24 protein-coding genes are annotated in these 23687 nt (G+C 62.3%); 20 read left to right on the top strand and 4 right to left on the bottom strand.

Annotation, left to right across the window (positions count from 1 at the left end):
* Positions 1 to 56: 56 nt before the first annotated feature.
* Complete coding sequence (locus LPW11_RS10080; RefSeq protein WP_230997993.1) at positions 57 to 455, bottom strand: Hsp20/alpha crystallin family protein; 399 nt, start codon at positions 453 to 455, stop codon at positions 57 to 59.
* A gap of 38 nt (positions 456 to 493) precedes the next feature.
* The gene (locus tag LPW11_RS10085; RefSeq protein ID WP_230997994.1) at positions 494 to 943 is read right to left on the bottom strand and encodes an Hsp20/alpha crystallin family protein; all 450 of its coding nucleotides are present in this window, start codon (positions 941 to 943) and stop codon (positions 494 to 496) included.
* A 190-nt stretch (positions 944 to 1133) separates the two neighbouring features.
* Here LPW11_RS10085 and LPW11_RS10090 point away from each other — a divergent pair, with 190 nt between their 5' ends.
* The 6 genes from LPW11_RS10090 (at position 1134) to LPW11_RS10115 (ending at position 6416) form a co-directional block, all read left to right on the top strand.
* Complete coding sequence (locus tag LPW11_RS10090) at positions 1134 to 1736, top strand: TetR/AcrR family transcriptional regulator (protein WP_230997995.1); 603 nt, start codon at positions 1134 to 1136, stop codon at positions 1734 to 1736.
* A gap of 67 nt (positions 1737 to 1803) precedes the next feature.
* Positions 1804 to 2382, top strand: coding sequence for a flavin reductase family protein (locus LPW11_RS10095; protein WP_230997996.1), 579 nt, complete (start codon positions 1804 to 1806; stop codon positions 2380 to 2382).
* 523 nt (positions 2383 to 2905) lie between these two features.
* Positions 2906 to 4123, top strand: a complete 1218-nt coding sequence (locus LPW11_RS10100; RefSeq protein ID WP_230997997.1) for an MFS transporter — start codon at positions 2906 to 2908, stop codon at positions 4121 to 4123.
* Between the two features lie 102 nt (positions 4124 to 4225).
* On the top strand, positions 4226 to 5056 hold the full coding sequence (locus LPW11_RS10105; RefSeq protein WP_230997998.1) for an epoxyqueuosine reductase: 831 nt from the start codon (positions 4226 to 4228) through the stop codon (positions 5054 to 5056).
* Between the two features lie 19 nt (positions 5057 to 5075).
* Positions 5076 to 5456: a VOC family protein gene (locus LPW11_RS10110; protein WP_230997999.1), complete on the top strand. Its 381-nt coding sequence runs from the start codon at positions 5076 to 5078 to the stop codon at positions 5454 to 5456.
* Positions 5457 to 5516: 60 nt separating this feature from the next.
* On the top strand, positions 5517 to 6416 hold the full coding sequence (locus LPW11_RS10115) for an AEC family transporter (RefSeq protein ID WP_230998000.1): 900 nt from the start codon (positions 5517 to 5519) through the stop codon (positions 6414 to 6416).
* A gap of 22 nt (positions 6417 to 6438) precedes the next feature.
* Here the strand turns inward: LPW11_RS10115 and ric are convergent, their stop codons facing one another.
* Positions 6439 to 7161 (bottom strand): iron-sulfur cluster repair di-iron protein, encoded by a 723-nt coding sequence (ric, locus tag LPW11_RS10120; RefSeq protein WP_230998001.1) that lies wholly within the window; start codon positions 7159 to 7161, stop codon positions 6439 to 6441.
* 41 nt (positions 7162 to 7202) lie between these two features.
* Positions 7203 to 7430 (bottom strand): DUF1858 domain-containing protein, encoded by a 228-nt coding sequence (locus tag LPW11_RS10125; protein ID WP_230998002.1) that lies wholly within the window; start codon positions 7428 to 7430, stop codon positions 7203 to 7205.
* Positions 7431 to 7792: 362 nt separating this feature from the next.
* Between LPW11_RS10125 and LPW11_RS10130 the strand changes: the two genes are divergently transcribed.
* The 14 genes from LPW11_RS10130 to LPW11_RS10195 all read left to right on the top strand — a co-directional run bounded on the left by LPW11_RS10130 (position 7793) and on the right by LPW11_RS10195 (position 23683).
* Positions 7793 to 8509 carry a c-type cytochrome gene (locus LPW11_RS10130; RefSeq protein WP_230998003.1) on the top strand — a complete coding sequence of 239 codons (717 nt, stop codon included), beginning with the start codon at positions 7793 to 7795 and terminating at the stop codon, positions 8507 to 8509.
* Positions 8506 to 9843 (top strand): cbb3-type cytochrome c oxidase subunit I, encoded by a 1338-nt coding sequence (locus LPW11_RS10135; RefSeq protein ID WP_230998004.1) that lies wholly within the window; start codon positions 8506 to 8508, stop codon positions 9841 to 9843. Before LPW11_RS10130 ends, LPW11_RS10135 begins: the two co-directional genes overlap by 4 nt.
* 115 nt (positions 9844 to 9958) lie before the next feature.
* The gene (locus LPW11_RS10140) at positions 9959 to 11179 is read left to right on the top strand and encodes a multiheme c-type cytochrome (protein ID WP_230998005.1); all 1221 of its coding nucleotides are present in this window, start codon (positions 9959 to 9961) and stop codon (positions 11177 to 11179) included.
* Between the two features lie 710 nt (positions 11180 to 11889).
* Entirely contained in the window at positions 11890 to 12537 is a 648-nt protein-coding gene (locus tag LPW11_RS10145; protein ID WP_230998006.1) for a response regulator, read from the top strand.
* Between the two features lie 419 nt (positions 12538 to 12956).
* Positions 12957 to 13601, top strand: coding sequence for a response regulator transcription factor (locus LPW11_RS10150; protein WP_230998007.1), 645 nt, complete (start codon positions 12957 to 12959; stop codon positions 13599 to 13601).
* Between the two features lie 311 nt (positions 13602 to 13912).
* Positions 13913 to 14221, top strand: a complete 309-nt coding sequence (locus tag LPW11_RS10155) for a hypothetical protein (protein ID WP_230998008.1) — start codon at positions 13913 to 13915, stop codon at positions 14219 to 14221.
* A gap of 208 nt (positions 14222 to 14429) precedes the next feature.
* Positions 14430 to 16349, top strand: a complete 1920-nt coding sequence (locus LPW11_RS10160) for a methyl-accepting chemotaxis protein (protein ID WP_230998009.1) — start codon at positions 14430 to 14432, stop codon at positions 16347 to 16349.
* A 16-nt stretch (positions 16350 to 16365) separates the two neighbouring features.
* On the top strand, positions 16366 to 17922 hold the full coding sequence (locus tag LPW11_RS10165) for a chemotaxis protein CheW (protein ID WP_230998010.1): 1557 nt from the start codon (positions 16366 to 16368) through the stop codon (positions 17920 to 17922).
* 256 nt (positions 17923 to 18178) lie between these two features.
* Complete coding sequence (gene cheB / locus LPW11_RS10170) at positions 18179 to 19243, top strand: chemotaxis-specific protein-glutamate methyltransferase CheB (protein ID WP_230998011.1); 1065 nt, start codon at positions 18179 to 18181, stop codon at positions 19241 to 19243.
* Between the two features lie 9 nt (positions 19244 to 19252).
* Entirely contained in the window at positions 19253 to 19876 is a 624-nt protein-coding gene (locus tag LPW11_RS10175) for a HEAT repeat domain-containing protein (RefSeq protein ID WP_230998012.1), read from the top strand.
* 6 nt (positions 19877 to 19882) lie between these two features.
* Positions 19883 to 20725, top strand: a complete 843-nt coding sequence (locus LPW11_RS10180) for a CheR family methyltransferase (RefSeq protein ID WP_230998013.1) — start codon at positions 19883 to 19885, stop codon at positions 20723 to 20725.
* The gene (locus LPW11_RS10185; protein WP_230998014.1) at positions 20722 to 21096 is read left to right on the top strand and encodes a response regulator; all 375 of its coding nucleotides are present in this window, start codon (positions 20722 to 20724) and stop codon (positions 21094 to 21096) included. Before LPW11_RS10180 ends, LPW11_RS10185 begins: the two co-directional genes overlap by 4 nt.
* Complete coding sequence (locus LPW11_RS10190) at positions 21093 to 23444, top strand: chemotaxis protein CheA (protein WP_230998015.1); 2352 nt, start codon at positions 21093 to 21095, stop codon at positions 23442 to 23444. Before LPW11_RS10185 ends, LPW11_RS10190 begins: the two co-directional genes overlap by 4 nt.
* The gene (locus LPW11_RS10195) at positions 23441 to 23683 is read left to right on the top strand and encodes a hypothetical protein (RefSeq protein WP_230998016.1); all 243 of its coding nucleotides are present in this window, start codon (positions 23441 to 23443) and stop codon (positions 23681 to 23683) included. The genes LPW11_RS10190 and LPW11_RS10195 overlap by 4 nt, the downstream gene beginning before the upstream one ends.
* The last annotated feature ends 4 nt before the right edge of the window (positions 23684 to 23687 follow it).

The raw sequence follows: 23687 nt of genomic DNA on the forward strand, positions 1-23687 counted from the left end.
TCTCAAACAGCAAGGGCCGCTCCTGCGGCCCTTATTTCGGTCGTGTCTTCTCTGCCTCAGGAAACCTGGATTTCGATCCTGCGCGGCTTTGCCGCCTCCATCTTCGGGATGCGCAGGGTGAGGATGCCGTTGATGAGCTCCGCACGTGCCTTCGTGTTGTCCAGCGTCTCGGGGATCGCGAACTGCCGGTAGTAGGTCGCGAGTTCGAACTCACGATACACCGCGGTCCCGGGAAGGGTGTGCGAGATGCGTGCGCTGATGGTGAGGATCCCCTTCTCCACATGGACCTCCAGCCCTTCCTTCGTGGCACCCGGAACATCCGCCGTAAGCATGAGACCTTCTTCGGTTTCTACTATGTTGACTGCAGGCTTGAGATACCTTTCTGCCGATCTCATCTCTTCGCGAGCCTGCATGGTTTTCCCTTCACTGCTTTCAGTCAAGCTGGTGTCTGCCATGATGATCTCCTCCTTTCATGGATGCGTTTCAGGCTCTTTTAGGAGACGCTGATGTCGATCTTTTTGGGGCGCACGTGTTCCGCTTTCGGCATGGTGATCCGGAGAATCCCGTCGTTGTACTGGGCGCTGATGTTGTCGGGGTTGATGTCGACCGGGATCTCGAGGGTGCGGGTGAACTTGCCGGAGCCAAGCTCGCTGCGGTGCACGATCTGTCCGCGCTGCTCTGCAAAAGGCTTCCTCTCGCCGCTGATGGAGACGCTGTTTCTCAGGACGGAGAGTTCAGTCTGCTTCGGATCGACTCCGGGGAGCAGAGCCTCGAGGTAGACGTGCCCTTCATCCTCGCTCAGGTTCACCAGCGGGAAGCGCCGTGCTGCCTGCGGTGACAAGAAGCTTGCAGCCATCGGACGGTTGAAGCCGACGCCGCGGAAAGCCTCGTCCATCTCTCTTCTCAGACTGTCCAACTCCCTGAAAATGTCCCAACTTGCCATGGTGATGACCTCCTTTCCGGTGGTGTCCTTCTTACGGAAAAATAATTACGGCATCTGCCGATGTCAAGGTGTCCGGGGGATACGTTTTCCCCTCCCCGGAGGGTGACTCTCCACCCCGGATCGAGAGACGTCGGAGCAGAACGGAAATGTCTGTTGACAGCGCTAGACGACCGGTCTAGTATGCGCCGCTATGGAAAAGCGAGACACGAAAGCGGAAATAATAACTGCGGGCACGGCAATGATCTCGCTGCAGGGGTACAATGCCACCGGTATCGACGCCGTGCTGAAGCAGGTGGGGGTACCGAAGGGGTCGTTCTATCACTACTTCGGGAGCAAGGAGGAGTTTGGCCTTGCCATCATCGACCGCTTCGCCGAGCGGTACGACCAGCGGCTGCACACCTTTTTGCAGGACGAAGAAGTGACCCCGCTGAACCGGATACGAAATTACCTGGAGAGCGGACTTGCCCGCCTCGAGCAGAACCAGTGCAGCAAAGGATGCCTTATCGGGAATCTCGGCCAGGAGCTCGCGGATCAGAACGAGCGGTTTCGCGCGAGGCTGGATGCCATCTTCGGCAACTGGAAGGAGCGCTTTGCGGCGTGTCTGCGGGAGGCGCAGAACGCTGGGGAACTGACCCGGGACGTGGATGCGGAGACGGTGGCCGGCTTCATCCTCTCAGGGTGGGAAGGCGCGATACTGAGGGCGAAGGTCATGAAGTCCCCCCAGCCGCTGCGCGATTTCATCTCCATTCTCTTCTCCTGCGTGTTGTGCAAGGGGAAAGAGAGTCGTGATTGACCGAGACGGTCGGTCTAGTGGCGTCGCTCGCGCGGCGCATGAATGTCCATAAAAGAGGAGGAAGACCATGAAGAAGTCGCTCGGCCCCAAGACCCACCTTTTTCCGACCCCCGTGCTCATGGTGGGGACGTACGACCGCGACGGGCGTCCGAACCTCATGAATGCGGCGTGGGGCGGCATCTGCTGTTCCGAGCCCCCGTGCGTCGCGGTTTCGCTGCGCAAGGCTACCTACTCCTACGATTGCATCATGGAGCGGAAGGCGTTCACTGTGGGGATCCCGACACAGAAGCAGCTCGTGATCGCCGACTACATCGGCATCGCCTCCGGGCGCGACTCCGACAAATTTGCCGTCGCGGGGCTGACCGCGGTACGCAGCGAGCTGGTAGATGCGCCGTACGCCGCCGAGTTTCCCGTCGTCCTGGAGTGCCGGCTGGTGCACAGCTTCGAGCTCGGGCTGCACACCCAGTTTGTCGGGGAGATCATGGACGTGAAGGTGGACGAGGGGGCACTTGCCGAAGACGGCAAGCCGGACATCGTAAAGATCGCGCCGCTGGTATTCGATACCGGGCATCGAGGCTACCACGGGATCGGGCCGTTCCTCGGCAAGGCCTTCGCCGCTGGACGGGATCTGCCGGAGCGGAAGTAGACCTGGCAGGAGTAGTGAAGCTTCAACCGTTCAGGCCTCGCATCCCCCCCTTTGGAAGGTTCATCCGGGAAATTCCGGGGGCGCGTGGGTCCATTGCCACAAAGCACTGCAGAAGGCCCAACGTTCCCCCCTTTGCAAAGGCTCATCCGGGAATTTCGGGAATTGAGCCCGGTCGCTTCCGTTGGCGTGAGGGGACACTAGTGGCGCCGCGCTGGAGCACAGGCTTCCCAGCCTGTACCGCGGCGCCAGCCGCGCGGTCTGTGGCGGCTGCGCCGCCATCGCAGGCAAGATGCCTACGCTCCAGCGTGGGGGCACCCGGATTCTTTGTAGCGCGTTCCCCAGAATTCCCTGAAGACCCTTCGCAAAGAGGGGAACGTCACGTCTCCTGCAGTGCTTCGTGGCAATGTACCCACACTCCCGGCTTTCCCGGATGAACCTTCGCAAAAGGGGGGGGACGCAGAGAGGAGGCGCGGCGGAGCCTGCACTGCGTCGAGGCGCATGGAAAATTAAACGGAGGAGAGCAGTGACCAGCAGCAGTGCCGGCGGCGCGGAGGAGCAGCGTCCCGGAAAACTTTTACTCATCGCCTGTATCATCAGCTTTGTCTGCTTCTTCGGCTCCTACATGCGGATCCCCGTCGTCCCCCTCTTTGCGGCGTCTCTCGGGGCCGATTCGGTGCAGGTGGGGTTCATCAACGCCGCCTTCATGCTCATGGCCGGTGTCCTCTCCATCCCCTCCGGCATCGTCTCGGACCGCCTCGGTCGGCGGGTGCCCCTCCTGGGTGGCATGCTCCTCCTTTCCGCTTCCTCCTTCCTCCTTCACTGGTGCAGGTCCCCCCTGGAGATGGGGGTGGTGTATCTACTCTTCGGTGTCGGACTCTCCGCCTTCTCTCCCACCCTCATGTCCTATGTCGCCGACGTCACACCTCAACACCTCCTCGGGCAGGCGTACGGCTGGTACACCATGGCGGTGTACGGCGGCATGACGGTGGGACCTGCGGCAGGCGGCTTTCTGGGGAAGGTCCTGGGCCTTCCCCAGGTTTTCCCCGTGGCAGGGACGCTGATCCTTTTCATGTTTTTCGTGGCAGCCTTTTTCCTTCCCGCTCCCCCCCAGCATGCCGCGGCGGAGCGTCAGCGCCTCCTCCCGGCTCTGTCTGCCCTGCGCAAAAACCGCCCCTTTCTCGCCTGTCAGGTCGCGACACTCGGCACCTGCTTCGGTTTCGGCATGTTCGTGACCTTCATGCCGCTGTACATCCGCAGCCAGGGGATGGACTCGGGGCAGGTGGGGCTCGTCTTCGGCGCGCAGGCCCTGGCGAACGCCGTATCCCGTCTCCCTTCCGGCCGTTTCAGCGACCGTATCGCCGATCGCAGCATCCTCGTGAAGGGCGGGCTCCTCTTCTTTGCCCTGGCGGTTGCCGCCTTCGGCGTCTGCCGCGGTCTCATGCCTCTCATGGTGAGCGCCGCCTTCATGGGGATAAGCATGGGGGTCGCCTTCACCGCCATCGGAGCTCTCATCGCCGACTCGGTGCCGCGCGCCCAGAGGGGGCTGGCGATGGGATGCTACAACACCTGTGTGTACATCGGCATGATGATGAGTGCCGGCGTCATGGGGGGAGTGGTAAAGCACCATGGCTTCCCGGCAGCGTTTTTCACGACCGGTTCGGTCGGCGCTGCCATTCTTTTCATGTTCATCATGCTCTACCGGCGACGGCTTCCATCTGCGACGGAATCCTCTATGCTTTAGAGGTTCGTTTGCAGATCGCCGCACCGGGCAGCCCGGATTAACTGCTGCCCGCAATCAGGAACAGATCGAGAAGGGCCTGTCAAACGGGCCGAGGAGGGAAAAATGGTACAGACCATAGCGAGGGTGATCAGCGACTTCGTGAAGCACTCTTCGGAAAATCGCCTGCCCGGGACCCGCGAGCCGTTCTTTTTGGACCCGCTGATCGGATTTGCGGCCGCCGCCGATCCGATCTTTACGGAGTACAAGACGATCATCGGGGAGTTCCACCAGACGCCGCAGGAAGTGCTCACCGCCGCCCACGGGTCCGACGCCCGTGCCGTGACCGTCATATCGTGGGTGCTGCCGATCTCCCCCGATATCCGTGCCAGCAACCGGCGGGAAAAAACCTTTCCGTCCCGGGAGTGGGCGCTGACCCGCCAGTACGGCGAATCGTTCAACGAGGAGCTGCGCCGGCACGTGGTGGAGTGGCTGACCCGCGCGGGGTACCGGGCCGTTGCACCACAGCTCGCTCCGGGGTGGAAGCAGTACAAGGTTTCCCCCGTCGGCTTCGCCTCGACCTGGTCGGAGAGGCACGTGGCCTACGCCGCCGGACTCGGGACTTTCAGCCTCAATGACGGACTCATAACGTCGATGGGGATCGCGCACCGGCTCGGGAGCGTGGTGACAGACATGATCGTTACCCCCACCCCCCGTTCAGCACCGGACCACCGGGCCAACTGCCTCTGGTACCGCGACGGGAGCTGCGGCGCCTGCATGCGGCGCTGCCCGGTAGGGGCGATCACGGAGGGGGGGCACGACAAGAAGGCGTGCTTTGAGTACGTCTACCACGCTGTTACCGAGGCGATAGGGCGCCCGTACCGCATCGAGCAGACCGGCTGTGGGCTGTGCCAGACGGGAGTGCCGTGCGAGACGTGCATTCCGGAGAAGTGCTGAACCAACGAAGGAGGTGGGAATGTTCAAAAAGATCGACCATATCGAGCTCATCCCCGAGGATTTCGACAGGGCCCTCACCTTTTACACGGACATCCTGGGGTTCCGGGTGCGGGAGCGCGCCGTGGTGGACGCTGCGCCGCTGCAGGAGATCGCCTATATCGAGCTCGGCGGCGCGGTAGTCGAGCTCATGCGCGTGCAGCAGCCGTCCGCGAGCCTCGACGATCCGTGGAGCTGCGGCTACCGCGCCATCGCGCTCGAGGTGGAGAATATGGAGCAGGCCCTGGCTTACCTGTCGGAACGCGGCGTGGCGGTGACCTGGGGACCGGTGGATCTTGGAAAGTCGAAGCGGGCGGAGATCAAGGATTCGGAAGGAAACATCATAGAGCTGAGGCAGTGGTAGCAACTGCTTCTCCGAGTGAAGCTCGCGGAGAAGGCGGTGCGGTAAGTTGAAGGGGCTTCGATGGAAAACTTTGTACTGATCGGTGTCTGCGTCCTCGTCGGGATGCTCTTTCGCCGCCTGGAGGCATTCCCGAAGGATACGGCGCAGTCGTTGAACATGTTCGCGCTTTACCTTTCCCTGCCGGCGCTCGTGCTGCTGAAGGCGCCGCAGATCACCTTCTCCAGCGACATGCTGGCAGCGGCGCTTATCCCGTGGGGGATGCTCTTTCTCTCCGTGGCCCTCGTCCTTGCCGGTGCGCGGCTGTGGAGCTGGCCGCGCGCGACGGTAGGTGTCCTCCTGCTGGTGGTCCCCCTCGGCAACACCTCCTTCATGGGGGTTCCGGTGGTGCAGGCGTTCTTCGGGAGCGCCGGGCTGCCGTACCTCATCATCTACGACCAGTTCGGCACCATGCTGATCTTCGCCACCTACGGCTCCCTCATCCTCGCCCTCTACGGCCGCGAGAGCGCCGTCACCGTGGCGGGTGTGGCCAAACGGATGCTCCTCTTTCCCCCCACCATAGCCCTTGTGCTCGGACTCGCCGTGCGGAACTGGGTGTATCCGAAGACGCTGGTGCTGGTGCTGCAGAGCGTGGCGGCGACGCTGGTGCCCGTCGTCATGACGGCGATAGGATTTCAGCTGCAGCTGCGGCTGCCGCGCCGCGTGTCGCTCCCCATGAGCTACGGACTGGCCATAAAGCTCCTCGCAGCACCACTTGCCGCTCTCCTTTTCTGCCGCGTCGCCGGGATAAGTGGCGGTGCCTGCAACGTCTCCATCATCGAGGCGGGAACCCCGCCGATGGTGACCGCCGGTGCCCTGGCGGTCATCGCAGGGATGGAGGCCGACCTCGCGGTCGCGCTGGTCGGCTTCGGCATCGTCCTCTCCTTCGCGACCCTCCCCCTGCTCTACTGGCTGGTGCGGTAGGACCGCCCTGCTCCGGCGAGGACTACAGCCCCGCCGCCTTCGGAAAGAGGATGTTGTTCTCCAGGTGCACGTGCTTGTGCAGGTCGTCCTCAAACTCCTTCAGCTTCTGAAAGGTGACCATGAAGGTGTTGCAGGCGTCAGCCGGGATGGTGTAGTCGCTTGCCAGGTGCCGGATGGTGTGGACGGCGTCGCCGATCTCCTGATGCTCCTTGTCGAGCTTTGAGAGACTCTCCCTGATCACCTCCAGGTCCCTCTGCTCCGCATCCTTCCCTGCCTTCCTCGCTTCGGCGATCCTTCTTACCGCCGGGAAAAGGACATCCTCCTCCTCACGCAGGTGCGCCGCCATGTCTGTCGCGATCCTCTCGAAGATTCGCGCTATCTCTCCCAGCTCCGGATGCCGCTCCCCGTGGACGGTAGCGATCTTTTGCGCGTAAGCCGAGATCTGCTCCAGGTTCTCGTTGAGATAGGCGTGGTGCGTGTTGATGATGTAGTCGGCGAGAAAGGGCAGCGGCCACGCGCCGTAGTCCTGGGAGCGGTCCAGCTGCTCGGCCTTCGTCTGGGAGATCTCCTGCAAGAGTGTATCGGGATTTATGTCCCTCTCGCGGCAGGTTTCGGCAAGGGTAATCTTCCCGCCGCAGCAGAAGTCGATGCCGTACTTCTGGAATACCTGCGCAGTGCGGAAGTCTTCCGCTACGACTTCGCCGATCGTTGTTTTGGTGATGTCGATAGATGCTGTCTTTTCCATTTGCCCCACTCCTTTCACTGGTTACCGGCGCATCCGCCTTTTTATGCCGCCTGTGCCGCGATCTTTCCTGCTATCTCCTCCACCAGGACCTCTTCCGCTATCCCCGCCTTGGCAGCGACTTGCGACAGCGTCGCCACTTTCCCTACCGTCTTTCTCAGCACCGGGTTCTCCAGTTTTTTGAAGGCCGGCGCGCGGTGCACGAGATAGTCGAGAAGAAACGGGTGCTTTTCCAGGAGATCCGCGAGTTTCGTGTTGCCGTTCAGGTTCATGCTTCCCCTCCATTGTACGTTGATTTCGTTGTTCCGTTGAGATGAGTGTAGCAGCGCCTCTCGCCGAACAATTTGACCCCCGTCATAAAAGTAAAGGAACTTTATCGCGCTCCCGAAGTTCGATTCTTCAGTGTGAAACAGTTTCTTTGCCCGCTCCTTTTGACACATACAACGATTGGGCTACCCTAATCAAGTCCTCCCGCCGCGTAAAAGAAAAGGCGATTGGACGAGTTCCCTCAAAGCACCAGGGGGGACCATAGAGTTCCCCCCTTTGCGAAGGGGGGACAGGGGGGATTTGCTCTTTGGTGATGTCTTCAGCGAGTTTCCTGGAAGAACCGAAGAAAAAAGTGAGGAGGGAAGCGATGACGGGCAAAGGAGCGAGGCTTATCTTCTGGATAGGAACCCTCTCGTCTGCGGCCATTTTCCTGTGGATGACCTACGACTTTCACCGACAGACGCCGAAGTACACAAAGGTCGACCAGCTAACGAGCGAGGTCGTGGCCGGAAAGAAAGTCTGGCACAAGTACAACTGCAACGACTGCCATACCATTCTCGGCTTCGGCGGCTACTATGCGCCTGACATGACAAAGTCCTTTTACCGGCTCGGCGAGAACAACCTGGTCACCATCATCAGGAACCCCGAAGTCGTCTACGCCAAGTCATTCAGGAAAATGCCGCACTTGGGCGTGAGCGAAGGGGAGGCGCGGCAACTGGTGGCCTTTCTCAAGTGGACAGGGACGATCGACAATCGCCACTGGCCACCGCAGGACGAGAAGTTCGTGAAGGCGTACCAGGAGCGGGAGAAGCGCGTCCACAAGCTGGACATCGTCGATATCGCCGTCGGCGCCTGCGGCGGCTGCCACAGCTTCGAAAACCGTGGCCGCAATGTCGCCGGGGACTTCAACGACATCGCCAAACGCATCACCTACGACAAGGGGACGCTGGTGCGCTACATCCTCAACCCCCAGTCGGTGCGGCCTGGGATCGCCATGCCGCCGCAAAATGTGGACAGGGAGACTGCGGAAGAGATAGCTGATTTCATCCTCGCTCTCAAAGTTCACAAGGAGGTGCGCCGATGATCCGCTTCGAGAGTCAACGGGTTTCCCTCTGGTATATGCGCCTTGCCCTCGTCCTCTTCTGCCTGCAGGTGACGATGGGGTTGTGGCTCTCCATAAACTACGCCTTCACCCTCCCGCAGGAGCTCGTGGACGTCTTTGCCTTCAGCACGGCGCGCTCCATCCACACCAATGTGCTCGTCGCCTGGATGCTCCTCGGATTCATGGGGGGAACCTACTTCATCCTCCCCCTGGAGTGCGACCGGGACCTGTACAGCACGAAGATCGCCTGGGCGCAGCTGATCATCTTCGCCGGCGCTGCGGTGACCGCGGTGGTCGGTTTCCTCTTCCGCTGGACCCGTGGAAAGCCGCTCCTGGAAATCCCCTTTCCGCTGAACATTCTCATCGTGGTGGCGGCGCTTCTCTTCATCACCAACGTGGCGCTCACCATCATGAAGTCAAAGGAGAGGACCGCGCTGCAGTGGATGCTCCTCGGCGGCGTCGTCTCCTTGGCTCTCCTCTACCTCTTCGGAATTCCCTTCTACCAGAACCTCAACACCGACTACTTCTACTGGTGGTGGGTTATCCACCTCTGGGTGGAAGGCTCCTGGGAGGTGGTCACCGCCGCCATCGTCGCCTTCATCATCATGGAGGTGACCGGCGTCGACCGGAAGGTGGTGGAAAAATGGCTCTACGTGGAGACGGCCCTTTTCCTCTTCACCGGCATCGTCGGTACGGGGCACCACTACTACTGGATCGGCGCCCCCGACTACTGGCTCTGGTGGGGGGGCGTTTTCAGCGCGTTGGAGCCGCTCCCCATCGTCCTCATGGTGGTGGATACCTGGATGCACGTGCGCGAGAGGAAAAACCCCATCATCAACCGGCTCACCTGGACCTACATCATCGGGCTCGCCATCTACCACCTCGTGGGGGCCGGGCTATGGGGATTCATGCACACCCTACCGCCGATAAACTATTACACCCATGGCAGCCAGATCACCGTTTCCCATGGCCACCTCGCCTTCTTCGGGGCGTACGCGTTGCTGAACCTCACCATCTTCTACTTCGCCTTCCCCCGTGCGAAGAACATACGCAGGTACCGGGACACCGCGGGGCAGTGGGGCTTCTGGATCATGTCGATCAGCATGTTCCTTCTGGGGCTCGTCTTCGGCATCGCCGGGATCTTGCAGACCTACCTGGAGCGATTCCTCGACATCGGATACAGCACAGCGCACATAACCATGATGTTCTGGTTCAGGATCGCGCTCATCATCGGGATAATCTTTTTGTGCGGCGTCCTTACCACGGTATGGCATCTCTTCACCCTGAAGCCGCTGGAGGAAGGGACGGCGGAGTAGCTCATTTCCCTTTCAGCGGTCGATTGACTGTCAGAGGAGGCACGGTAGTCTCATTGGATGTGACTTGGAGGCGCGTAGTTGTGACAGATCACACAAAGCCAAGAAAGGAGGAGACATGAAAAGGAAGATCAATGGATGGTCAGTGCTTTTGGTAGCAGTGACCCTTGCCGCGACCTCATCCGTTGCATTTGCGGCAAAGAAGTCGGCATGTATCACCTGCCACGAAAAGGTGACGCCGGGGATCGTGACACAGTTTTTGTCCGGGAAGATGGGGCAGACGATGGACTGCTCCAGCTGTCATGGCTCGGAGCACAAGTCCGCCACGGACGTCGCCAAGGCGAAGCTGCCAACCCCTGATACCTGCGGCACCTGCCATCCGGCGCGCGTGAAGGAGTTCCGCCAAGGGAAGCATGCCCTGGCGTGGGCGGCGATGAAGGCGATGCCGATGGTGACCCACCAGCCAGCGGCGGTAGCAGGCGCGGATCTCAAGGGGTGCTCCGCCTGTCACAAGATCGGGGACAAGGCCGCGAGCGAACTCACCCGCTACGGCACCGGCGCCTGCGACTCGTGCCATACCCGTCACCGCTTCTCCAAGGCCGAGGCCAGGGACCCGAGGGCGTGCCGCACCTGCCACATGGGCTTTGACCATCCGCAGTGGGAGATGTGGCAGACCTCGAAGCACGGCACTGTGTACGAGATCGAGCCGACCAGCGGCCGCGCACCGACCTGCCAGACATGCCACATGCCGGACGGCAGTCACGGCGTCATGACCGCCTGGGGCTTCCTTGCTCTCAGAATGCCGGAAGACGACAAGGCGTGGCTGAACGACCGCGTAACGATTCTGAAGGCGATCGGCGTGCTGGACGAAAAGGGGAACCCGACGGAGCGCTTCGACGCGGTGAAGGTCGCGAAAGTCGCGCGTCTTACCAAGGAGGAGTTCGCGAGGGAGCGTGACAAAATGGTGCAGACATGCTCCAAGTGCCACTCCAAGTCGTACGCGCAGGCGAACCTGAAGGCGGGGGACGACGTGATACGCGAGGTGGACAAGATCTTTGCCGACTCCATCCGCACCGTCAACGCGCTCTACCAGGACGGCATCCTGAAAAAGCCCGCGGACTGGAAGTACGCGCCGGATCTCCTGCAGTTCTACGAGGCTAAGACCGCAGCGGAGCAGGAGCTCTATCTCATCTTCCTGGAGTACCGGCAGCGCGCCTTCCAGGGAGCCTTCCACCAAAACCCGGACTACATGCACTGGTACGGGTGGGCGAAGGTGAAGGAGGCAGCGGCGCGCATCAAGGAGGATGCGGAGCGGATGCGCCGCGAGCATAAAAAGTAGCGCCCTCTCGGGAATGAAGGGGCTGATCTTTCACCGGAAGGCGGGGCGCAAGTCCCGCCTTTCCTTTTTGTGCGCCCTCAAAGGAGTAGGGAGGTAGTATGTCCCTCTCGTCGAAGAGGCTTCCGGGAATTCGGGAGGAACGTGGGTACCTTGCCACGAAGCACCTGCAGAAGGCCTGACGTTCCCCCCTTCGCAAAGGCTCTTACGAGAATTCCGGGGAAGCCGTAGTATGTTCCAATGAAGGGCCGCAGGAGGCCTCGCGTCCCCCCCTTTGCGAAGGGGGGACAGGGGGGATTTGACTTGGCCAGGACCCTCCTGCAAGTGCGCAACTGCTGTGATCTCAAGCGATTTTTTTGATTCCGCTTTGCAAAAAACTGGTGGGGCGTATGTCGTTGATCCGCAGCACTGCGGTTCGATGTCCGAGATGTACTGTTAAACGGGCTGCGGTTCTGGAGGAGACTTGAAGATCAAATCCCCCCTGCCCCCCCTTCGCAAAGGGGGGAACGCTGGGCCTTCTGCAGTGCTTCGTGGCAATGTACCCACCCTTCCCCGGAATTCCCGGATGAACCTTCGCAAAGGGGGGGACGCGAGGTCTCGTGCAGCGCTTGGTTTATTAATCCCCGGGATGCGCAGTAGGCCCGTGGAGAGGGGGTTGAAGATCCGGGCGCGACCATGATATCGTCAGAAGTGGAGCAGGAGAGCCTATGTAAATGGCCATCAAGGTGCTGCTTGTCGACGACCACAGACTGGTCAGGGAAGGGGTTAGAAGAATACTCGAGGGTGAGCCCTCCATCGAGGTCGTCGGTGAGGCCGACACTGGACGTCTCGCCGTCAGCATGGCAAAGGAGCTCGGCTCGGGAGTCGTCCTCATGGATCTCTCCATGCCCGATATGAACGGCATAGACGCTATTCGCCAGATCTCCGCCGACGCTCCCGACGTCCGCTGCGTCGTCCTCTCCATGCACTCCACACCGCGCTTTGTCACGGAGGCAATCGGCGCCGGGGCGAAGGGGTATCTCCTGAAGGACTCGGCGGGAAAGGAGCTGATGGAGGCGATACGCGCCGTCGCTCGCGACACCGTCTACTTGAGCCCCGCCATCGCCGGTGTCATCGTCCATGACTATCATCGGCGCTTCTCCAGCGCGGCGCCGGTGGAGGAGCCGGTCATCTCGGCCAGAGAGCGGCAGGTACTCCAGGCGTACGCGGAAGGGAAGAACACGAAGGAGATAGCCTACCACCTCGGGCTCAGCATCAAGACGATCGAGTCGCACCGCGCTCAGATCATGAAAAAGCTTGGGCTACGCACGGTAGCAGACATGGTCAGATACGCCATCCGCGAAGGAATCATCTCCCTCTAATAGTCCCGTCTTCGTCCACGCTGTTAATTCTGCACCTCCTCTTCCCCATGCCTCATCCTCAATCGCTCGGCTTCGCTTTTGCCAATGCGTCACTTGGGGAATCCCTGATGCGCTCTAGGGGATTCAGGAAGTGACATCGCGGAATGGATGATACTGCACCCCGCTTCTTTTACCTACAATACGCTCACCACACCGTCCGCCCCACCTTTGCCCGACGCTGCACCCTCTCGTCTTCTAGGGGATTGCCGAAAGCGGCTCTAGGGTTTTGGCTGATATCCTTTTTGTTTATTTTTCAGTAACTTTACTTCTTCAGCAACACCGTCTGCTGCAACGGCGCCTCCACCTCAGTCCCCTACGGAACTTGTTCGAGGGGGAGTGTGCCGCATGGCACGCAGGGTAGTCCCAACTATGGAGTGTGCATGACAATAAAAGTAGCACTAGTAGATGACCACACGGTCGTGCGGGAGGGGCTGAAAGCCCTCCTTGGCAAGGCTGGAGATATAGAAGTAATCGCAGAAGCTGTCAACGGCAAGGAGGCCGTGGAAAAGGCGTGTGCCGCGCACGTGGTTATCATGGATCTCAACATGCCGCAGATGAATGGTATCCAGGCGACGACCGCCCTCGCCTCAAAAAAACCTGAGGTGAAGGTCCTCTTTCTCTGCTCGGCGCAAGACCGCCCCAATGTGATGGCAGCACTGAAGGCGGGGGCGAAAGGATACCTCGGCAAGAGCTGTTGCGGCGACGAGCTCATCGACGCTGTGCGGGCTGTCCATTCCGGAAACGCCTACTTCGGGAAGAACATCACCGAGGTGCTGGTGGAGGATTACCGCAACCGTGTCGGTTCAGACGGCGAGGGTAGCACCATCCCCCTGTCACCGAGGGAGCAGGAAGTCCTGCAGGAGATCGCAGACGGCCGCAACACGAAGGATATCGCCTTTACCCTCGGGCTCTCGGTGAAGACGGTGGAGACGCACCGTCTGCGCATCATGAAAAAGCTGGACCTGCACAGCCTGCAGGATCTGACGAAGTACGCCATCCGCGAAGGTATCTCCTCCCTCTGGTAAAACTATCCCGCACCGCCAAGGTGCGGGAACCTTTCTTCCGCCTCCCCCTCCTGCAGGGGGAGCGCCCGCACCGTCCCATCCCCACGACCACTTTCCGCAACCCCGCCGGCGAGTCTCCCACGTCAAATTCACCTTTTCCTTCCGTGCCATTGGCTGCCGGTAATCTGGCGCTAAGAGCTTCCCTTTTCTCCTCTCCTTTTTCTCTGATCAACTTGCACCCCCCCTGCACCGATACTTACCCTTGTGAAGAGACAGCATTGCCTATGGCTGCCGCGGCTGGCGGCCGTGCAGAAAAAGAATGGAGAAAAGCAGTGACAGAAGAAAGAACCCCGCCCCCCCTTGACGCTTCCGGGGGTAGCCGCGAGGAAAGCACCTCCAGCTTCATACGCCTCGCTATAGCAGGAAAGGCGCTCCCGGGGAGACAGATCCTCCGGGAGGTGGTCGAGCTGGTGCAGGCCCAGGGGGAGCACTCCGCCCTCGTCGCCGATGCCTACTTCAGGACTGCACTGCGCCTTCAGGAGGAGGGAATGCTCGGGGAAGCCGCCTTCTTCCTGAGGCTCTCGCACTACCTCGTCCCCACCCCCGCCGTATTGGAACAGCTCTCTCTCATGAGCGACTGAGCCTTAATCTGCCTCAGCTATCATTTGCCATCCCCAATCTCTCCCTCCGGATCTCTCTGATTTAATGCCATGAAGTGCCGTCGATAAGAGCTTCAAGTTCTGTAACAGCCTGTATTAGCGTCGATATTGGGCCGCTGACACTTCGGGCCCGAGAGTGTGTTCATAAAGAAGGATAAACAGCAGCATACACAAAAGGAGAAACAGAAAGATGGCACTCGTGAAGAAACAGATCAGCACCTCCTCCCGCACAGCTGGCGCCACCGAATCAAAGAGCTCTGCCGTGGCATCGCGTGAGGCGGAGGCGCAGCGCAAGAAGGCGCGCACCCTCGCGAAGCAGCAGCAGGCAGCCGAGCGCATCGCCGCCGCGACCGGGCAGCTGACGGCAGGGATCAACGAGGCGGCCAGTGCCGCAGAAGAGCTGAAGCGCTCCACTGACCAGATCGCCAAAGGTGCGGAAGAGGCCTCCGGCGCTGCACAGGAGTCCCTCGCCGCCTTCAAGCAGGTTTCCGTTGCCATCGCACGTCAGCTGCAAAACGCCGACATAGGCCAGGCGAAGGCCGAAACCATCCAGACCCTGGTCGGCAAGACGACTTCCGACATCAACCAGATGGTCACCACTGTCGGCGTCACCGCCCAGCGCCAGGCGGCCTCCGTGGAACTGGTGGCCGAGCTCGAGCAGCAGGCTGCAAACATCGGCGACATCATCAAGGCGGTGGTCCGCATCGCCGACCAGACGAACCTCCTCGCGCTGAACGCAGCGATCGAGGCGGCACGCGCCGGGAAGCACGGGAAGGGGTTTGCCGTGGTCGCCGACGAGGTGAGGACGCTTGCCGAGACCTCCGAGAAGAGCGCGAAGCAGATCTCCGATCTCGTAGGGCAGATCCAGTCGGAGGTGAAAGCGATCGCCGAGGGGATCGGCAACTCCGCGAAGACCGTCGAGGCGGAGGTGGAAAACGGCAAGACGATCACCGCCCAGCTGGAGCAGATCCGGGTCGACCTCGTGGAGATCGTGAAGGGCGTTTCGGAGATCGCCACCGGCGCCTCCCAGTCGAGCGTTGCGGCCGAGCAGGCGCTGAAGGGGTCCGAGGCGATCGCCGCGGCCGCCGAGGAGCAGTCCGCCGCCGCCGAGGAGTCGGCGAAGACGGTGGAGGAGCAGACCGCAGCACTCGCCGAGTGCGAGTCCACGGCCCAGAACCTCTCCGAGCTCGCCGAGGACCTGAAGAATTCCACCGATGTGGCAAAGGACGCCGAAGAAGTCGCTTCCTCCGCCGAGGAGCTCTCCAGCGCGGTCTCCGAGATCAACCGCTCCGGTGCGCAGATCATGGCAGCGATCGAGCAGATCAGGAAGGGGGCCGAGGTGCAGTCCGCCGCCGCCGAGGAATCCGCCGCAGCCACGAGCCAGATCGAGAAGGGGGTGGAAATCGCCCAGGCACGCGCCACCGCGAGCAACGACAAGATCCTCGCCATCAAGGGGCTGCTGGAGACGAACAAGGCGTCCGTCGACGCGCTCATCACCGGGATCTCTTCCTCCGCCGAGGCATCGCGCGACAGCATAAAACAGATCAAGGCGCTGGAGCTGGTCTCCCGCCGCATCGACAAGATCGTCGACGCCATCACCACCGTCTCCATCCAGACGAACATGCTCGCGGTAAACGGCTCCATCGAGGCGGCGCGCGCCGGTGAGTTCGGCAAGGGGTTCGTGGTGGTCGCCACCGACATCAGGAACCTCGCCCACGACTCCGCCGAGAACGCTGACCGCATCAAGGACCTCGTGAAAGCGGTGCAGGACCAGATCGGCCTCGTAGGCCGCGACCTGGACGAAATCGTCGCCACCACCCAGAACGAGGTGGAGAAGGCAAAGACCTCCACCGGCAACCTCATCCTCATCGAGCGTGACATAGCGGTCGTCGAGACCGGCGCGCAGGAGATACTGGCCGCCTCCAACGAGATCGCCGCAGCGGTCATCCAAGTGAAGCAGGGGGTGGAGCAGATCTCCGCCGCCGCCCAGGAGGCGGACAAGGCCGCCACGGAGGCCGCCGCCGCGAAGCAGCAGTCGCAGGGGGCGGAGGAGCTCGCCGCAGCCATCGAGGAAATCGCTTCCCTCGCCGACGAACTCCAGAGCGCCTAGACAGGAGCCAACAAAAATGACGACAGATAATCTGGAAGCACAACAGGGGGTCCTCGGCGACGAGGGTCTCGAAGCCGAGGAGAGCGACACCCGCCAGTTCGTAACCTTCATCGCGGGTGACGAGGTCTTCGCGGTCGACATGGCTCCGGTGCAGGAAATCATCAGGGTGCCTGAGGTGGTGAAGGTCCCCCTGGCGCCGCACACCCTGGAGGGGCTCGCCAACCTGCGCGGCAAGGTCCTCCCCATCATCTCGCTCCGACGCGTCTTCGGCTTCGACGAATGCGCGTACAACGACTCCACCCGCGCCGTGGTGATCGACATGGGGCAGCCGCTCGGGTTCGTGGTGGACAGGGTGGCAAGCGTGGTCGGCGTGGAGCCCTCGAAGATCGAAGGGGTCGACTCCATCCGCAGCACGGTGAACACCGAGCTCCTCTCCGGCCTCATCAAGGATGTCGGCGGGCACGCCATGATCATGGTCCTCGACTTCACGAAGCTGATCGCCCAGGAGTTTGCCGACATCGCGGCCGCCGCCAGAAACTCCGGGATCTCTTCCGGACGTTCCGAGACGAGCGAGGCGGACGACGAGGACAACAGCGACGAGCTGCAGCTGGTGAGCTTCGAGGTGGCGCAGCAGGAGTACGCCATGCCGATCGAGGACGTGCAGGAGATCGTGCAGATCCCCGAGGAGATCATTCACGTCCCCCACTCGGCGCCGCACGTCATGGGGATCATGACGCTGAGAAACCGGCTCCTGCCGCTGGTGAACCTGCGCCGCATGTTCGACCTGCCGGCGAGGGACGACGACGACCGCAGCCGGGTCGTGGTGGTCGCACTCGGATCGGACTCCGTCGGAATCGTCATGGACAGCGTGAACGAAGTCCTCAGGGTGGCGAAATCGGATGTCGATCCGATGCCGGGGCTCTTGGCGCAGGACGGGGATCTCGCCGACATCTCCGAGATCTGCAGGCTGGAGAAGGGGAAGCGTCTCGTCTCCATCATCTCCGCCGGCAATCTCTTCAAACATTCCGGCGTGAAGGAGGCGCTTTCCACCGTGGGGAAAATGGAGCAGAAAGAGAGCGGTGAAACGGATGTCGATCTGGAGGAGGAGAACACCGACGACGAGCAGGTGGTGGTGTTCCGGCTCGACAAGGAAGAGTTCGGGGTGCCGATCGACAGCGTGCAGGAGATCGTGCGGGTTCCGGAGGAACTGACCCGCGTGCCGAAGGCGCCTTCCTTCGTGGAGGGGGTGATCAATCTCCGCGGCGCAGTCCTTCCGGTCGTCGACCTGAGAAGGCGGCTGGGGATGCCCTCGGTGGAGCGCTCCGACCGGCAGCGCGTCATGGTCTTCCTCATCGAGGGGCTGCGGACCGGTTTTATCGTCGACTCCGTCGCCGAGGTCCTGATGATCCACAAGGCCGCGATCGAGCCCGCGCCGCAGCTCTCCAACGAGCAGGCAAAGCTCCTGGCGCGCATGGCGAACCTGGAGAAGCAAAAGAGGATGATCCAGCTTTTAGAGCCCTCCAACCTCATCGAGGTGAAGGACCGGGCAGGGCTCGCCAGGCTGGCAGCGTAGGGGCGCAGACTTTCCGGGAGCTGCACCGGACCCGGGAGGCCTTTAGCAGAGCAGGAGCTCAGGCGTCCCCTCCCTTTCAAGGGGAGGGTCAGGGTGGGGATGGGGTTGAGGTTGATGAGCGCGCTGACCCCATCCCCCTCCTGTCCTCCCCCTTGAAAGGGGAGGGACGCGCTGCCGACGGCTTAGCTCTGTCCTATCTCCTCGCCCGTTTTCTAGCGCGGATTCGGGCGACTTTAGCACGGAGTGTTTCACAGCAATGATCAAGCTACTCATCGTGGACGATTCGGCGCTGATGCGGCGCCATCTGAACGGCCTCTTCCAGGCGGAAGGGGACTTCATCATAGAGCAGGCTCACAACGGCAAGGAGGCGGTGGAGGCAAACCGCAACTTCCAGCCGGACGTGGTGACCCTCGACATCAACATGCCGGAGATGGACGGCATCACCGCCCTATCCCTCCTCATGGCGGAGCGGGCGGTGCCGGTGGTCATGGTCTCCTCCCTCACCGAAAAGGGGGCGCTCGCCACCTTCGAGGCGATGCACCTCGGCGCGGTGGACTACGTCACGAAGCCGGGGGGGACGATCTCCCTTAACATCAACGAGATCGGCGTAGAGCTCGTCGCCAAGGTCCGCGCCGCGGCGAAGGCGAAGCTCAAGGGGAACAAGGTGAAGGGGCTCGCGCAGCGGCTGCGCGAGGAACGGGAAAAGCCGGTGCAGAGGGCACCGTCCCCGCGCCGCGCACCGGTGCGCGACGGCATCGTCCTCGTCGGTGTCTCCACCGGCGGCCCCCGCACGCTGGAGGACATCCTCCCCCATCTGCCGCACGACTTCCCCTGGCCGATCCTGGTGGCGCAGCACATGCCCCCGGCCTTCACCCGCCCCTTCGCGGACCGCATGAACAGCATGTGCAACCTCACAGTCGTGGAGGCGGCCCAGCCGATGCCGGTGGAGCCGGGGCATGTGTATATCGGCAAGGGTGGCGCGGACATGGTGCTGGGGCAGCGTAACGGCAAGCTGGCGGTGCTGGCGAAGCCGGAGAACAAGAGCTACTTGTGGCATCCCTCCGTGGAGCTCCTCGGGCGCACGGCGCTGGAGCAGTGCGACCCCTCCCACATCGTCGCCGTCATGCTGACCGGGATGGGGCACGACGGGGCGGACGCCTTCGCGGAGATAAAGAAGCGCGGCGGGCGCACCATCGCGGAGGCGGAATCGTCCGCCGTCGTCTTCGGGATGCCCGCGGAACTTATAAAGCGGGGTGGGGCCGGAGTGGTCCTCACCTCGGACAGGATCGCCTCCCAGCTCACGAGCTGGGCGGGATGCTAGGGAGGCGTCATGGCGCTGGTAAAAAAGGGTGCTGCAGAAGGAAGTCAGCCGGAGAAGCGGAAACGGGAGCGGGAGTGTCCCGACCTGGCGGCGCAGCTTTGCGACAGCGATCCGGTCGCCAGGCGCTGGGCCGCAAAGGACATCGTCGGCTGTCCCGACGCCTCCGCAACCCTCGTGGAGCAGCTCTGGCGGGAGGAGGAGCATTCGGTGCGGGAGGTCATCCTCACCACCCTTACCCGGATCGGCGACGAGTATGCGGTGTCGGCGCTCGTGCAGTGCCTGAGAAGCGAGGACGCTGCCCTGCGCAACGAGGCGATCGAGGCGATGAAGCTCCTCCCGCTGGAGGTCGCCCCCATCATGGGGAGGCTTCTCTCCGACGACGATCCGGATGTGCGCATCTTTGCCGTCAACATCCTAGAGTCGCTGCGCCACGCCTCTGTGGAGCGGTGGCTCATCGACGTCATCGAGCGCGACCTCCACGTGAACGTCTGCGCCACCGCTGTCGACCTCCTCGGAGAGGTCGGGACACCTGCCTCCCGGGGGGCACTGGAGAGTCTGAAGGCGCGTTTTCCCGAGGAGCCCTACATCCGTTTTGCGGCAGACATCGCCCTGAAGCGCATTTGTCCCAACTGAGGCGCCATGGCAGAGATAACTATAGGCAAGGAAGACTTCCTGAAGTTCCGGGAGTTCTTCTATCGCAAGACCGGCATCCTCTTCGACGACTCCAAGCGCTACTTCGTCGACAGGCGCCTCATCGAGCGGATAGAGGCGACGGACTCAGGTTCGTTCCGCAACTACTTCATGATGCTGCGCTTCGAGGTCTCCGGCAGCGAGGTCCAGACCCTCACCAACCTGATGACTGTGAACGAGACCTACTTCTTCCGCGAGGAGTACCAGTTCAAGTGCCTGGTGAACTCCATGCTGCCGGAGCTGGTGAAGCACAAGAAGGATGACGCCCCGATCCGGATCTGGTCCGTTCCCTCCTCCTCGGGGGAGGAGCCGTACTCCATTGCCATGTATCTCCTGGAGTTCTGGCCCGGGATCCACGAGTGGGACGTGGAGATCATCTCCTCGGACATAGACACGGACATCCTCTCTCTCGCGCGGCGCGGCTGCTACTCGAGCCGCTCCGTGCAGCACCTCCCGAAGAGCCTCCTGGAGAAGTATTTCAGGAAGGAAAAGGGGGAGTACCTGATCTGCGACGAGCTGAAGGAGGCGGTGGAGTTCACGCGGGTGAACCTCATGAATGCCGCGGACGTGCGCGGCTACCGCGACTTCGACGTCATCTTCTGCCGCAATCTCCTCATCTACTTCGACGACCTGTCGCGCCGCCAGGCGGCCGACACCTTCTTCGACGCCTTGCGCCCCGGCGGATTCCTCTGCCTCGGGCACTCCGAGTCGATGAGCCGCATCTCATCCCTGTACAAGGCACGGAAGTTTCCGGAAACGGTCGTGTACCAAAAATCCCCGGAGGGTCGATGAAAAGGATCCTGATCATAGATGACGCCGCCACGGTGCGGATGTATTACCGGTCGATCCTCGAGGAGGGCGGCTACCACGTGGTGGAGGCGGTGAACGGCATCGAGGCGATGGAGAAGGCGCTGCAGGGGAGCTTCGATCTGTACATCGTGGATATCAATATGCCGAAGCAGGACGGCTACGGCTTCCTGACAGACCTGCGCAGCCGCGAGGAGCTCCACCAGACCCCGGCGCTCATGGTCTCCACAGAGGCGAAGCCGACCGACAGGAAGCGCGCCTACGTCTGCGGCGCCAACCTGTACCTCCTGAAGCCGGTGAAGCCGGAGGAGCTCCTCGTCAACACGCGGATTCTTCTTGGGGAGGTGCAGCGATGAACCCGCTCCTCGAACAGTTCCTTTCCGAGTCGCGCGAGGCGCTGCAGGGGATCGGCGAGAAGCTCATGCAGCTGGAGAAGGATCCCGGCAGCACGCTCCTCATGACGGAGCTCTTCCGTATCGTGCACACCCTGAAGGGGAACAGCGGCCTCTTCGACTTCCCCGAGCTCACCCGGGTCCTCCATGCCGGTGAGGACCTGATGGACGCGGTGCGCGACGGGAAGGTCGACTTCTCGCTGCAGCTCGCCGACCTCCTCCTCGATGCCATGGACTTCGTGGGGATGCTGTGCGACGAAATCGAGAGGGAAGGAAGCTACGGCCCTGCATATGGCCCCGATTCCGCGCGCCTCTCCGAAATGCTGAGGCAGATGATCGGCGGGAGCGACGAGGGCGCCGCGGAGTGCTCCGCCGAGCAGGGGGCGGAAAAGGAAGGGGTAACCCTCCTGGACCTCCCGCAGGAGATGCGCGACGCCGCGCTCGGCGCTGCCGCATCCGGCGCCGCGCTGCACCTCATCACCTACACGCCTGTCGAGGAGTGCTTCTTCCAGGGGGACGACCCCTTCTACCAGGCGCGCCAGACCCCGGGGATCATCTTCGGGAAGATCGCCGCCAGGAAGGAATGGCCCCCGCTGGGGGAGCTCGACGCCTACAGCTGCCAGCTCGACTTCCACGTCCTCTCCAGCGCACCTCTCGAGGAGCTGCGGGAGTACTACCGCTACGTATCCGACCAGCTGCACATCACGCCGGTGCGCCTGCTTGAGGAGAGGGGAGCGGGGAGCGCGGAGGAGGGAGACGATCCCCTCCTGCAGCGGGAGCGGGACGCCGCCTCCGTCATCATGGAGGTCCAGAAGGAGATCCTCTCCCTCCCCGACGACGTCTCGTACCTCGCCGGGCGGATCAGGGGGGCGGCAGCCTCTCTCCAGGGGTGCCTGCGCGCCACCGGCTCTGTCGACGCCCTCCCCGGGCTTGCCGCAGCCGCGGATGCCGCCGTGGCAGAGCTTTCCGCCGCTCCGCTGCAGCAGTGGCTCGATTGCCACCTCACCGGCGCTGCGGCAATGGTTTCCGCGGAGAGGGCGGCGGCCGCTCCTTCGGCGCCCGCTGCCGATGTGGTGCCGGACGGAGCTCCGGAGTCGGAGGTGAAATTCGGCCGCCGCGCCGAGGACAACCTGACCACCGCCCGCAGCATCAAGGTCGACCAGGAGAAGATCGACCGCCTGATGAACCTCATAGGGGAGATGGTGGTGGCGAAAAATGCGCTGCCGTATCTCGCCACCCGAGCGGAGGCGCTCTTCGGGGTACGGGAGCTCTCCCGCGAGATCAAGGCGCAGTACGCGGTGATAAACCGCATCGCGGAGGAGATGCAGGACGCCATCATGCAGGTGCGCATGATGCCGGTCTCCTTCGTGTTCCAGCGCTTCCCCCGCCTGGTGCGCGACATCTCCAACAAGCTCGGGAAGAAGGTGAACCTGGTCCTCGAAGGGGAAGATACCGAGGCGGACAAGAACATCATCGAGTCCCTCGGCGACCCGCTGGTGCACATAGTACGAAACAGCCTCGACCACGGCATCGAATCCCCCGAGGTGCGGACAGCGGCGGGGAAAGTGGCGACCGGAACGCTCACCATCAGGGCGACCCAGGAGTCGGACCGCGTCATCATCGAGATACGCGACGACGGCAAGGGGATCGATCCGGAGGTCATCAAGCGGAAGGCGTACGAGAAGGGGATCCTCGACGAGGAGCAGCTGGAGCGGGTCACGGACCAGGAGGCGGTGAACCTCGTCTTCGCCCCCGGTTTCTCCACCGCGGACGCGGTCTCCGACCTCTCCGGCCGGGGCGTCGGGATGGATGTGGTGCGCACGGCGATAGAGAAGGTGAATGGCACCGTGCACCTGGAGAGCGAGAAGGGTAGAGGGACCCGCATCCGCATCTCCCTCCCCCTCTCCATGGCGGTCACCAACGTCATGATCGTGGAGTCGAGCGGCCAGATCTTCGGGGTGCCGATGGACGCGGTGGTGGAAACGGTGCGGGTACCCGCGGGATCCATCAAAACGATCAAGAAGAGCATGGCTACCGTGCTGCGCGGCCGCATCGTCCCCCTGAAGGGGCTGAACGCCCTCCTTGGCGTCCCGGCGGAGCAAAAGAGGAACGAGGAGGGGGAGGTCGCCGTCCTGGTGGTCAATGTCGGCGACGAGGCGGTGGGGATCATCGTGGACGACTTCCACGAGACGGTGGACATCATCCTGAAGCCGATGACGGGGATACTCTCCGGCCTCTGCGCCTATGCCGGGTCCGCTCTTCTCGGGGACGGATCGGTCCTTATGGTCCTCAATCTCAAGGAGGTGGTGTGATGGGGGTCGCATACAAGAGAAATAGCGCCGTCTTTAGCGACACGGTCGGAGCGGAAGAGGCGGAGACGCTCCTTGAGTGGCTCCAGAAGCACCCGAAGGGGAAGCTCGACCTCGCCGCCTGCACGCATCTGCATGCCGCCAACCTGCAGGTGCTGATGGCGGCGCGCCTGGCGATTCACAAGTATCCGACGGACGAGTCTCTCGCCGCCTGGGTTAAAACCGCACTACATACGGCATAGGAGG

Origin of the sequence: Geomonas sp. RF6 (genome assembly GCF_021044625.1) — a bacterium.
Lineage (GTDB): Bacteria > Desulfobacterota > Desulfuromonadia > Geobacterales > Geobacteraceae > RF6.